This is a genomic window from Peribacillus sp. JNUCC 23 (assembly GCF_053653995.1).
In genome coordinates this window covers 3296715-3308616 of record NZ_CM132202.1, presented here as the reverse complement: position 1 = coordinate 3308616, position 11902 = coordinate 3296715, and the positions used below count along the sequence as shown (strand labels likewise).

Below are 11902 nucleotides of genomic sequence, written 5' to 3'. Positions count from 1 at the left end.
TAGAAAAAGTAGTTGTCAACTAGTGAATGAGTCTTATATACTAGCAATATATAAATAGATTGGAAACTGTGATTGATCATTTTTATTTGGGCACTTAAATGATCAGGAGTGAGTAGTGCAACCCGCCAATTTATGTTTAAATCCAAATTTTGGAATTTAAATATAAACGTGGCGGTTTTTTTGTATGAAGGACATGGGGACGGGGCTCCGCGACTTATTCATCGAGCTAATCTATTTAGCGGGTTTACTTATCTGTTCGAGAAGGCTTCCGAAAATCCGGCTCCGCACTGCCACCATTGTGATTAGGCGAGTGTAGCGTGCTTCATGACCGATCCTTCATAGTAACTGGTGGCGTTTTAACGCCCTTTTAGGTTTTGTATGAAGTTACAAGCTGTTTTATTACACCGTGTCATACTACATAAAAAAATGAACTGAGGAGTGAACGTACATGATTAAACGAGTAAAAGCATTGATTCATGATCAAAAAGGGTTAACCCTAGTTGAACTTTTGGCTGTCATTGTGATTTTAGGAATCATCGCAGCGATTGCTGTGCCGAGTATTGGAAAGATTATTGATAATAGTAAGAAGGATGCTCATCTTGCGAATGCACAGCAAGTGATTGCAGCAGCTAAATTGTCCGATGCAGCCAATGAGAAATTTGGAGCAGACGGGGAAATTACTTTAGCTGAACTTATTAATGGTGGGTATATTGATGCAGACATTAAGCCTAGTGCTAGTGCCTCTGATGTGTCTGGTCTTAAAGATCCAGATGGAGGAGTATACTCCGTTGGTGGTGTTATAGTCGAGGAAACAGCCGGTAAAAAATCATATAAAGTATATTTAGTAGGAAGTAAGCGGTCTGTTGGAGCTAAAGAGTCTCCTGTTCCATCTTCGGCTTTAGATGATCGAACGAAAGTTATATCTAATGTGAATTGATACATGTATTATGATACTCCCACTCCTTTCCGCAAGGAGTGATTTTTTTTATCTAATAATAATCAATCTGCTTTATCAATCAATTGAACCTTCACGGCATTATCTTATTTAAATCTATATAACTTCCTGTATAATAAAAGGAACAACATGACGTCAAAACTCCACATCCAGTATGAAGGAAGGCTTATTGAAAACGGGGAGACCAAAACTCCAATAAAAAGGGAGAAATCCATGACACTATTTATTTACAGCTACATAGGTATTTTAGGCTTAGTTCTCGGATCATTTTACAATGTCGTTGGCTTGCGGGTACCGGAGAAACAGTCAATCGTACGGCCGAGGTCACAGTGTCCAACTTGCAAAAGAACGTTGACAGCTACGGATTTGGTACCTGTGTTGTCATATGTCTTTTTAAGAGGAGAATGCCGGAACTGTCATTCGAAAATATCGCCGCTCTATCCACTTGTTGAGCTTTTAACGGGTTTATTGTTTATGCTTGCATTCTATGAATTTGGATGGACAGGTGAACTAGTAATCGCACTTACCTTCATCTCGTTGTTAGTCATTATTTTTGTATCTGATATTGTCTATATGATTATTCCTAATAAAGTGCTGTTGTTTTTTGTTCCTCTTGTTTTAGTTGTCCGTTTAGTCGTGCCATTAGATCCATGGTGGGATATGTTTGTCGGTGCGGTCGTTGGCTTTGGTCTGCTTTTTTTCATTGCTGTCATTAGTAAAGGTGGCATGGGTGGGGGAGACATTAAACTGTTTTTCGTGTTGGGCTTGGTTCTCGGCCTCAAGCTGACTCTCCTTACGTTTGCCTTGGCAAGCTTCTTTGGAGCATTGTATGGAGTGGCTGGCATGATACGGGGGAATTATAAGAAACGGCAGCCGATTCCATTTGGCCCATTTATTGCAATGGGTGCGTTGCTTTCCTATTTTTATGGAAATGAAATCTTAAACTATTACTTTACTATGTTTTATTGAAGCGGGTGATGAAGAGAGTGAGTGCATTTAATAGACAACATCGAGTTCATCTAGCCATTAAAGATCGGTATATTCGGTTTGTGGAATCTGGAAAAAAGCGAAAACTGCTAGCCTATGGGCAAAAGAGCCTTCCAGATGGTGTGATCGTTGAGGGGCAAATCAAAGATCGTGAAACGCTCGAACTGATTGTCGATGAAATGATCGATCAATGGAAGCTTAAAGGGAAAAAAGTTTCATTCTGTGTACCTGATTCAACAGTAATCGTTAGGAAAATTCATGTTTCGAATGAGATTCCAGATCATGAACTGAATGGCTATTTATATATGGAATTGGGCCAGAGCATCCATCTGCCTTTTGCAGACCCTTTAATCGAAGCTGTGCCTTTAGAAAAAGCGGCTGAAAACCGAGACGTGTTGTTATTTGCTTCAAGAGAAACCGTGTTACATGAATTTACAGAATTATTAAAAGGTGCATCTCTTAAACCTGATATAGCAGATCTATCAGTGCTATCGCTATATAGAATGTATTATCATCTAGGTCTTGCTAAGCAGGATGAGCATGTATTAATGGTGCAAATTGGGTTAGATGCATTTGTTTTATCTGTTTTTAACGAACATAAACCCGTTTTTTCGCGTCATTATCCTTTGGAATTTCATGATGAGCACTTTGAACTTTCTAAAAGCCGCAGTGGATCGGAATTTTATTCTTGGGTGGGTGCACCGAACGAATTAAACAGTCAATCTCAAGATATTACCATGGAAATCGAACGTTTCCTATCCTATTACCATTTCAATCTTACAAAAGGAAATCATCGTATCTCAAAGCTCGTTTTGTCAGGAGACCATCCTTGTATGGAAACTTTTTATTCGGATATACATACTGCGATTGAAGTATCCGTTCAGCCATTACTTGAACCACTATTTCAAACGAAAAAAGGAAGGAACATCCCTCCTGTATATGCTGAATGTATTGGACTAGCGTTAAAGTAGGTGTCAACATGCTTGTAGATATTAACTTATTACCTAAAAAAGAAAAAAAACGACGTACCGTTGTCTTCTTGATTTTGTTGACGGGGATTGTGCTATCGGTCAGTGGATTCTTCTTCATGACTACCTATCAAGCACAGAAGACCCGATTGGTAGAACTGGAGCAAGAGTTAACGTTGACTAAAGAATTAAAAGTCGCGAAGGAAAAAGAGCGAACTCAGAGTGTTGAGTCCAAATCTGTGCGTGAATTGACAACGGCGATTCAATGGGTTGAAGAACATCAAAGTTCAACCTTTTTCATCATGAGAACTGTATCTTCATTATTACCTGAACGAGGGTTTATCGTAGATTTTTCCTATCAAGAAGATGGGACTGTGCAGCTTACTGTTCGGTTCGATTCTTCCCGGGAGGCAGCTTATTACTTGAAAAGTATTTCAAATTCAGCCATTATTTCAGGAGCTAAGTTACAAACCCTTTCAACAGAGAAGCTTGGGGATGGTGTGACAGAGGAGCCTATCCTTCCACGTTACAATGCACAATATGAATTAACGGTGGACAAGGCAGCCATTCAAGCATCAATACATGGGGAGGTAGGGTCATAATGCTTTCCCGAAAAGTAGTGTCGTTGATTCTTACACTTTTGTTGCTTTTTTTTATCATAGGTGTGAGTGGCGTGTATTATTTTGAATATAAACCATTACAGGACAAAATGGCTAGTCTTAACCGTTCGATTACGAAGGAACAAGATGAGCTAGAAAAGTTAGATCAAAAAGAGCAGAAAAGTGCTGCCATTAATACGATGGCTCTACAACGGAAGCTTCCAGTGAGTGAACTTGTTGATCAATTTGTATTATTGCTTGAAGAAGTGGAAGTAGCATCTGGTAGTCTTATTACGAATCTAGCATTTACAGATGCCGAACAAGCAGGTGATTCGGTAGATGAATTAGAAGCTGGAAAACTTGAGACAGCAGTAGAAACATCAAATACAAATCCACTACCTGAAGGAGTAAAGAAATTAACAGCGGTCATTACGGTTGAATCACCAACATATCTTGAACTGGAATCATTTGTGAAAGGACTCGAGAAATTGGAGCGCCTTACAAAAGTAGAAAGCCTTCAATACACCGGACTCAAAGAAAGTAGTCGTTTAATGAACGCAGAAGATAGACTTACATTTAGTTTAACAGTAGCTACTTATTATTATCCTAAATTAGAAGAACTTAAAAATCAGCTTCCAAAATATCAGGAACCGAAACCAGCCAATAAGATAAACCCATTATTTGAAGCAAATCTTCCTCAGCTATCGGAGAAAAAAGCAGAGGGAAAATTGAACAAACCAGCTGAGCAAGATAAGGATACTGACGGGAAAATTGTTAAACGGAATCAAATAACATACAAAGTGTACACCCATAACGTGCAACCAGGAGATACCCTTTTTCAACTTGCTATTTTATATTATAATAGCCGAAACGGTGAAAAGGTGATTAAAGATTGGAATGATCTGAAACAACTTGAAGCGAATACGACAATTGAAATTCCTGTTCCTACTGATGGCAAAAATTGACGAAAGCTATTGATAACAAGACGACAAAAGTCTTGTTATTTTTTTTTATTCCTATGATAGGATGGAAAAAAATGTGCGTAGGGGGCGAAAAAAATGGACAACCCAGAAAATAAAAAAGGAATCACCATAAAAATTAATGGCGAGGAAAAGCCCTTGGTTGAAGATGATCGTAGTGATAGCGTGACAGTAGCTGAAAATCAAACTTCTGCAGCAATGGAGCCAGAGGATGAAAGCTTTGATTGGGTATTTCCTAAGGACGAGGGTGTATTCTATCAACCCGCCACTTCTACGAAAAAGAAAAATCCAACGATCCTCGCATTTGGCGGTAAATGGAAAAAACCAGGTAATAAATCGGGATACTCTCTTAAACTTCCATTTTTAGCTATTTTATTTGCGGTGATTATAGGTTCAAGTCTAGGTTTAATCGTGTTGAAAGCAATTACGGCTGATAAAGAGGTAGCGGCTGTCCCTGTTGAATCTAAGATCCCTAATGAGCCTGTGAAAGATGAAAAGAAAGGAGCGGCTGTACCTACCATCCAACCGCTAACGGCTTTCCTTGTTCAAGGTGGTTTGTTCAGTAATGAAGAGGCAGCCAAGCAAATTCAGGAACGAGTTATGGATAAAGGTGTACCTGCGGAGGTATTGAAACAAGATGAGAAGTATTATTTGTTTTTAGGTTCAGCTACAAATCTTGATGAGAGTAAGCAACTTGCTGTTTTCTTTAAAAGCTATGATGTGGAGGTGTTTTGGAAAGAGCTTACCCTTAAGCCTGGAAGTGCGGCAAGCAGTAACGCAGCCATTATGAATAAAATGATTACAGTCTATCAGAACTTAACAAAGGCATCTAGTGCACAACTATTAAATCCGACAGCAACCACCGATATGAAATCTTTACAAACAGAACTTGAAGAACTTAAAACCAAGGTGAAAGACGATGCACCAGCAGGTCTAAAAGCCGCCTATTCTGACTTGAGCTCTGCCACCGATTTAATCAAGCAATACCAAAGTACTAAAGAACCCTCTCAGTTACTAAAAGCCCAACAAAAACTGCTGCAGTTCTTGAATTCCTATCAAATCTGACATAAAACGACTATTTCTCGGGAAATAATGAAGAACCAGACCTACTTTCGTGCTTTACTGCATGAAATGGGGTCTGGTCTCCATAATAAAGTGTAGACTTTTCCATGAAAGTGGATTGTTAGTTGAGTGATTATTTGGTACGATTAGAATGGACTCCCGGCCTGCAATGATATTTTTTATAGTAAGGAATGTGATGTAGTATGCACCCATTGATTTTAGCCTCATCTTCACCTCGTCGTAAGGAATTGCTGCAAGTACTTCAAATCCCTTTTCAATCTGTAGACGCGAATGTTGACGAAAGCATCGAACCGAATACGGCGCCATCTGATGCCGTAAAAGAGCTGGCTCACAGAAAAGCAAAAGCAGTTGCTGCGAATCATCCCGACTCTTGTGTGATTGGCTCTGATACGGTTGTAGCTTTAGACGGCTTGATATTAGGCAAACCGACTGACCGTGCAGACGCTAGAAGAATGCTACAACTGCTAGCTGGAAACACGCACTTCGTTTATACAGGTGTTGCGCTCGTTCAAGGAAAGAAGAGCCAAGTATTTTTTGAAGAAACAGAAGTGACGTTTTGGGATCTGTCAGATGCAGAGATTGAAGGGTATCTTGATAGTGGAGAACCGTTTGACAAAGCAGGAAGCTATGGAATCCAAGGTTATGGTTCACTATTTGTCAAAAAAATTCATGGCGATTATTTTTCTGTTGTGGGACTTCCCGTTTCAAGATTGTCTCGTGAACTTCTGGCGTTTCAAGCGGAAAACGAGTAATCCGTTCAAGCTCTCTGACAGGAATCCATCTAAATGTAATAATGAAAGGATGGTTATTTTGTCAGAAAAAATGCTAATTCGAGATGTTCCGAAAGATGAGAGGCCGCGCGAACGATTTATCCAAAACGGCCCTCAAAGTCTCTCCAATCAGGAATTGCTCGCAATCTTACTCAGAACAGGAACGAAAGACGAATCCGTTATTCAGCTGGCCAATCGTTTAATCAATACGTTTGAAGGCCTGCGTATGTTAAAAGATGCGTCCATCGATGAAATCACCGCCATTAAAGGAATTGGTGAAGCAAAGGCCATTCAAATTCTAACTGCAGTTGAACTTGGCAAAAGAATTACTCAATTGAACTATCAAGATCGCTACGTAATCCGTTCCCCTGAAGATGGCGCGAACTACTGCATGGAAGAAATGCGCTTTCTCTCACAAGAACATTTCATCACCCTTTACCTCAATACGAAAAATCAAGTGCTCCACAAACAAACGATTTTTATTGGCAGTTTAAATGCCTCGATCGTGCATCCGCGCGAGGTCTTTAAGGAAGCGTTTAGAAGATCTGCAGCCTCTATTATTTGTCTACATAATCATCCCTCAGGTGACCCCTCGCCAAGTAGAGAAGATATAGAAGTTACCAAGAGATTAGTCGAATGTGGTAAAATAATAGGAATAGAACTTTTGGATCATATTATTATTGGCGAACATAAATTTGTGAGTTTGAAGGAAAAAGGCTATTTGTAACACTATCAAAATTCCTGATGATGCGGTATAATAATGTTTATGATTTTTTAAGGGGAACATTATAAATTTTTGCATTTTTGAATATTGACCATTTAAAATCTTACTATAAAAAGTATTTTGTGTATGAAAGGGAGAAACCAGTATGTTTGGAATAGGCACAAAAGATTTGGGAATCGATTTAGGAACGGCGAACACGCTTGTTTATGTTAAAGGGAAAGGTATTGTCGTCCGAGAGCCGTCTGTCGTTGCGTTGCAAACAGATACGAAGCAAATTGTCGCAGTCGGAAATGATGCGAAAAATATGATTGGGCGTACGCCAGGTAATGTAGTGGCATTAAGACCTATGAAAGATGGCGTAATTGCTGATTATGAAACGACAGCAACGATGATGAAATATTACATGAAGGAAGCACAGAAAAAAGGTGTTTTCGGAAGCAAACCATATGTAATGATTTGCGTACCATCTGGAATTACAGCGGTTGAGCAACGTGCAGTTATTGACGCGACTAGACAAGCAGGTGCTCGCGATGCGTATCCAATTGAAGAACCTTTTGCGGCGGCAATCGGTGCGAATCTTCCAGTTTGGGAACCAACAGGAAGCATGATTGTGGATATCGGTGGTGGTACGACAGAAGTTGCCATCATTTCACTTGGCGGAATTGTAACAAGTAAGTCGATTCGAATTGCTGGCGACGAAATGGACGATGCAATTGTTAGTTATATCCGTAAAAATTACAACTTAATGATTGGGGAACGTACTTCTGAGAGCATTAAGATGGAAATCGGTTCAGCGGGGGATACAGAAGGCATTGAAAATATGGACATTCGTGGTCGTGATCTATTGACAGGCTTGCCGAAAACGATTGAAATCTCTGCTAAGGAAATTTCAGTTGCACTTAAAGATACAGTTGACGCAATTGTCGATTCTGTGAAAAATACGCTAGAGAAAACTCCTCCAGAGCTTGCTGCTGATATTATGGATCGCGGAATTGTTCTAACAGGAGGAGGAGCTTTACTGCGTAATCTTGACAAAGTAATTAGTGAAGAAACGAAAATGCCCGTTCTTATTGCCGAAAATCCGCTTGATTGTGTAGCAATCGGAACAGGTAAAGCGTTGGATCATATCGATAATTTTAAAAATAAAACAAAAGATTTACGATAAAAGCTTGAAGTGAGCATATTCAAAAGCTCCTTGACCCACATCGGATGAAATAAATTTGGAGTGCATTCAATTTCCGAGATAAACTTCTTTCATCTCGGTTAAAAACTGCCTATAATGGGGATTGAACACATTGGGCCACGTGCGGAATTCAGCCCAAGTGGACAATCCCTGTTTGTTTGAAAAATATCTAATTTGTAGTTTTCTCCCGCATAACGGAAAGTCAAGATCCCGTATAAAGGCTTAGAGGAATCGAAGAAGGGGTGAAAAACTCCCACAGATGGAAGTTTCACTTTATGTAGTCGTACATTTTTAATGAATTTTAGTGTTCAGCGCCAGGTGCCATTGGAATGATAAGCGAAAGTAGTGTTTCCTAGGCCGCGCCACTTATGCTTGTAGTTGATAAGCGGGTGCCTGGCGCTTTTCCAGACAGAGGTGTAGATTGTCATGCCACAGTTTTTTAACAAAAAATTAATCTTGTTATTAGCAGGAATTATTGTTCTTGTGGCATTAATCGGGTTTTCAATGAGAGAACGCGAAACATTGTCATGGCCGGAACAATTTTTTAAAGATACAACAGGATGGTTTGCAAATGCTTTTGATAAACCAGTTTCAGCTGTTACCGGACTTTTTGAAAATCTGAACGATCTGCAAAATACATATGATGAAAATGCAAAGCTTAAAGCCCGTTTAGGTGAATATGTGCAGATAAAAACAGAAGTCCAAGCATTGAAAAAGGAAAATGCAGATTTACGGAAAATTCTTGATAAGGAAGATGATTTGAGTAAGTATTCGCCCATTCAAGCGACAGTCATTGGCCGAAATCCAGATCGTTGGAATGAGTTAATTACGATTAATAAAGGCGAGATGAATGGGATAGAAACGAATATGGCAGTCATTACAGCGGATGGATTAATCGGTAAGATAAAGAGTACGACTCCTACTACCGCAACTGTACAGCTGGTTAGTTCCGGAGATCCGAATAATAAAATTTCAGCCTCTATTGTACAACAAGATGCAGCGAACGGAATCATCGAAGGGTATGATGACAAGCAAGGCTATTTGTTAATGAAGCGGATTCCATTTGATAAAGAAATAAAAATTGGCTCGATTGTAGAGACATCAGGACTTGGCGGCGTTTTTCCATCACGATTAATTGTGGGGAAAGTTGTCGAAGTGAAAGTGGATCAAAACGGCTTGAATCAGACGGCATATCTCGAACCTGCCACGGATTTTTATGATATAAAAAATGTCATAGTCGTCAAACGTGAAGTTGTAGGTGACGAAGAAGCGAAGGGTGAGGGTAAAGAATGAAGAGACTAATCCTTCCTCTCACTGCCTTTCTTTTCTTTATCATGGAAGGTTCATTCGCAAACCTACTTGCTGGCGATATATTCGGCGGTGACAAAATTATTGTGCCGAGGTTCATTATGATTCTTGTCGCATTCATTACCATTTATGGTTCGCGAAGAACGGGTATGGTATACGGCTTCATACTAGGTATAATGTATGATGTCGTATATACAGAAATATTGGGCATTTACATGTTCATGCTTCCATTTTTTGCTTACCTTATTGCGAAAATCATGAGGATTTTTCAGTCCAATCTGCTAGTGACCATTCTTACTTCGCTCGTATTTATTACGCTTTTAGAAGTGATTGTCTATCAAATTAATCTTCTGATTGGGTTTGCGCATATGGAGTTTAATACTTTTCTGGAAATTAGGCTTGTGCCAACTCTCCTGTTAAATCTTGCTTTTCTCATTGTTTTTTCTTATCCGTTAAAGCGTATGATTGAGAAACAGGAACTTGAATCAGCTGGCGAGTAAAAGTTGGCTTACTCATTCCTAAAGTACATAGTCTCTTCCTATAGAAGATAGGTAGGGCTATCCACTCTTCATAGAGCTTGTTCGGCTTCAATGTAGGCTTGACTTTGTCTAACCTTACACTAGCCATGCGGTGACTTACCTTGGCTTTAAGTGAAAAGCCAAGGAGTGGTGACGGTTTTTCTACTTTCATGCGCGTAGAAAAAGGAAATATCTCTAGTCATGTCGAATTATACTTTCATTGAGGTGAAACATGCGTCATGAATAAAAGAATTCAGCAAAATGTTATGATAAAAGGCACGAAAGATGGACTTACTCTTCATCTGGATGATTCATGTGCTTTTTCTGAGCTATTGAAAGAATTAGAATCAAAGCTTTCTGCAAATTATCAATTTCAAGAAAATGATTCGGGCATTGCCGTTAAGGTACATACAGGAAATCGTTATCTGCTTGAAGATCAGAAAAACAGTATCCGAGAATTGATCAGCCAGAAAAAAAAACTGGTTGTTGATGAAATCATCTCCAATGTGATGACGAAGGAAGAAGCAAAGCGATGGAAGGATGAACATCAAATGACGACCATTGCTAAAGTCATTAGATCGGGTCAAATTTTAGAAGTTGTTGGAGATTTACTGTTGATTGGAGATGTGAATCCTGGCGGGACAATTATAGCCGGTGGAAATATTTTCGTGATGGGTGCTCTTAGAGGGATAGCGCAAGCAGGGCATAACGGCAACCGCCAAAGCTTTATTAGTGCTTCCGTCATGAAACCATCACATATAAGAATCGCGGATAAGATCATGAAAGCACCTGACAAATATATAGCAGATGGCCATGTGATGGAGTGTGCTTTCGTCGATGAAACGGGCCATATTATTGTGGAAAAAATTCAAGCTATTAAGAACCATAGACCGAATTTTATTAGATTAGAAGGGGGACTCTAATCGTGGGAGAGGCAATAGTTATTACATCTGGAAAGGGTGGGGTGGGAAAGACCACAACATCCGCAAATTTAGGTACATCGTTAGCTCTTCTTGGCAAAAAAGTATGTTTGATTGATACAGACATTGGTCTTAGAAATTTAGATGTAGTCATGGGACTAGAAAATCGGATTATTTATGATTTAGTTGATGTTGTAGAAGGGCGCTGTAAGATACACCAAGCATTAGTGAAAGATAAGCGCTTTGAAGACAGACTTTATCTTCTTCCAGCTGCTCAAACGACGGACAAAACATCCATTGTTCCTGAACAAATGCATAAACTTGTTCACGAATTAAAACAAGAGTATGATTATGTCATTATTGACTGTCCGGCTGGAATTGAGCAAGGATTTAAAAATGCGATAGCTGGTGCAGATAAAGCGATTGTCGTAACCACTCCAGAAAAATCAGCTGTCCGTGATGCGGATCGGATCATTGGGTTGCTTGAAAAAGAAGAAAATATTGAATCGCCAAAGCTCATCATTAATCGAATTCGCAATCATATGCTGAAGAATGGGGAAATGATGGATATTGATGAAGTCACGACTCATCTCTCCATTGATTTGATTGGTATTGTTCTTGATGATGAACAAGTGATTAAAGCATCCAACCTAGGTGAACCAATTGCCATGGATCCTCATAACCGTGCATCCATTGCTTACCGCAATATTGCGAGAAGAATTCTAGGTGAATCGGTTCCGCTTTCATCCATAGAAGATGAACCAAAAGGCTTAATGGCAAAAATAAAAAAAATATTCGCAGGTTCTTAAACGAAAACTCCAGCATATGCTGGAGTTTTTGTTTTGAAGCAAGAGAACTTATACGTCGAAATCAGGAAGTATGCGTAAAATTGGGCTTCGGCTAGCAA

The 11902-nt window shown here is 39.4% G+C and carries 13 protein-coding genes and 1 riboswitch; all 13 genes read left to right on the top strand.

All coding sequences use genetic code 11. The features are described 5' to 3' along the window. The first annotated feature begins 52 nt into the window (after positions 1 to 52). Positions 53 to 136: riboswitch (cyclic di-GMP riboswitch) on the top strand. Positions 137 to 448: 312 nt separating this feature from the next. Continuing rightward, the gene (locus JNUCC23_RS15905) at positions 449 to 937 is read left to right on the top strand and encodes a type II secretion system protein (RefSeq protein WP_403069360.1); all 489 of its coding nucleotides are present in this window, start codon (positions 449 to 451) and stop codon (positions 935 to 937) included. A 231-nt stretch (positions 938 to 1168) separates the two neighbouring features. Further along, the gene (locus tag JNUCC23_RS15900; RefSeq protein WP_403069363.1) at positions 1169 to 1924 is read left to right on the top strand and encodes a prepilin peptidase; all 756 of its coding nucleotides are present in this window, start codon (positions 1169 to 1171) and stop codon (positions 1922 to 1924) included. A 17-nt stretch (positions 1925 to 1941) separates the two neighbouring features. Then, on the top strand, positions 1942 to 2913 hold the full coding sequence (gene pilM, locus JNUCC23_RS15895; protein ID WP_454212358.1) for a type IV pilus biogenesis protein PilM: 972 nt from the start codon (positions 1942 to 1944) through the stop codon (positions 2911 to 2913). 8 nt (positions 2914 to 2921) lie between these two features. Beyond that, positions 2922 to 3512, top strand: coding sequence for a PilN domain-containing protein (locus JNUCC23_RS15890; protein WP_454212356.1), 591 nt, complete (start codon positions 2922 to 2924; stop codon positions 3510 to 3512). Beyond that, the gene (locus JNUCC23_RS15885; protein WP_454212354.1) at positions 3512 to 4474 is read left to right on the top strand and encodes a hypothetical protein; all 963 of its coding nucleotides are present in this window, start codon (positions 3512 to 3514) and stop codon (positions 4472 to 4474) included. Before JNUCC23_RS15890 ends, JNUCC23_RS15885 begins: the two co-directional genes overlap by 1 nt. A gap of 93 nt (positions 4475 to 4567) precedes the next feature. Then, a complete protein-coding gene (locus tag JNUCC23_RS15880; protein ID WP_454212352.1) occupies positions 4568 to 5554 on the top strand; it encodes an SPOR domain-containing protein in 987 nt (328 codons plus the stop codon). Positions 5555 to 5754: 200 nt separating this feature from the next. Next, positions 5755 to 6324: a Maf family protein gene (locus JNUCC23_RS15875; RefSeq protein ID WP_062177182.1), complete on the top strand. Its 570-nt coding sequence runs from the start codon at positions 5755 to 5757 to the stop codon at positions 6322 to 6324. Positions 6325 to 6394: 70 nt separating this feature from the next. After that, positions 6395 to 7069 carry a RadC family protein gene (gene radC / locus JNUCC23_RS15870; RefSeq protein ID WP_454216099.1) on the top strand — a complete coding sequence of 225 codons (675 nt, stop codon included), beginning with the start codon at positions 6395 to 6397 and terminating at the stop codon, positions 7067 to 7069. A gap of 142 nt (positions 7070 to 7211) precedes the next feature. Continuing rightward, positions 7212 to 8231, top strand: coding sequence for a rod shape-determining protein (locus JNUCC23_RS15865; protein WP_062177185.1), 1020 nt, complete (start codon positions 7212 to 7214; stop codon positions 8229 to 8231). Positions 8232 to 8675: 444 nt separating this feature from the next. Then, positions 8676 to 9542, top strand: a complete 867-nt coding sequence (gene mreC / locus JNUCC23_RS15860; protein ID WP_403069380.1) for a rod shape-determining protein MreC — start codon at positions 8676 to 8678, stop codon at positions 9540 to 9542. Then, complete coding sequence (mreD, locus tag JNUCC23_RS15855; protein ID WP_062177189.1) at positions 9539 to 10057, top strand: rod shape-determining protein MreD; 519 nt, start codon at positions 9539 to 9541, stop codon at positions 10055 to 10057. Before mreC ends, mreD begins: the two co-directional genes overlap by 4 nt. Before the next feature lie 257 nt (positions 10058 to 10314). Continuing rightward, positions 10315 to 10998, top strand: a complete 684-nt coding sequence (minC, locus tag JNUCC23_RS15850; protein WP_403069384.1) for a septum site-determining protein MinC — start codon at positions 10315 to 10317, stop codon at positions 10996 to 10998. Positions 10999 to 11000: 2 nt separating this feature from the next. Beyond that, positions 11001 to 11804, top strand: coding sequence for a septum site-determining protein MinD (gene minD / locus JNUCC23_RS15845; RefSeq protein WP_403069387.1), 804 nt, complete (start codon positions 11001 to 11003; stop codon positions 11802 to 11804). The last annotated feature ends 98 nt before the right edge of the window (positions 11805 to 11902 follow it).

Bases quoted from the DNA above. Each gene is read 5' to 3' on its own strand.
- JNUCC23_RS15905 (WP_403069360.1), top strand. From the start codon at position 449: ATGATTAAACGAGTAAAAGCATTGATTCATGATCAAAAAGGGTTAACC.
- JNUCC23_RS15885 (WP_454212354.1), top strand. From the start codon at position 3,512: ATGCTTTCCCGAAAAGTAGTGTCGTTGATTCTTACACTTTTGTTGCTT.
- JNUCC23_RS15890 (WP_454212356.1), top strand. From the start codon at position 2,922: ATGCTTGTAGATATTAACTTATTACCTAAAAAAGAAAAAAAACGACGT.
- JNUCC23_RS15865 (WP_062177185.1), top strand. From the start codon at position 7,212: ATGTTTGGAATAGGCACAAAAGATTTGGGAATCGATTTAGGAACGGCG.
- mreD (WP_062177189.1), top strand. From the start codon at position 9,539: ATGAAGAGACTAATCCTTCCTCTCACTGCCTTTCTTTTCTTTATCATG.
- JNUCC23_RS15880 (WP_454212352.1), top strand. From the start codon at position 4,568: ATGGACAACCCAGAAAATAAAAAAGGAATCACCATAAAAATTAATGGC.
- JNUCC23_RS15875 (WP_062177182.1), top strand. From the start codon at position 5,755: ATGCACCCATTGATTTTAGCCTCATCTTCACCTCGTCGTAAGGAATTG.
- mreC (WP_403069380.1), top strand. From the start codon at position 8,676: ATGCCACAGTTTTTTAACAAAAAATTAATCTTGTTATTAGCAGGAATT.
- minC (WP_403069384.1), top strand. From the start codon at position 10,315: ATGAATAAAAGAATTCAGCAAAATGTTATGATAAAAGGCACGAAAGAT.
- JNUCC23_RS15900 (WP_403069363.1), top strand. From the start codon at position 1,169: ATGACACTATTTATTTACAGCTACATAGGTATTTTAGGCTTAGTTCTC.
- radC (WP_454216099.1), top strand. From the start codon at position 6,395: ATGCTAATTCGAGATGTTCCGAAAGATGAGAGGCCGCGCGAACGATTT.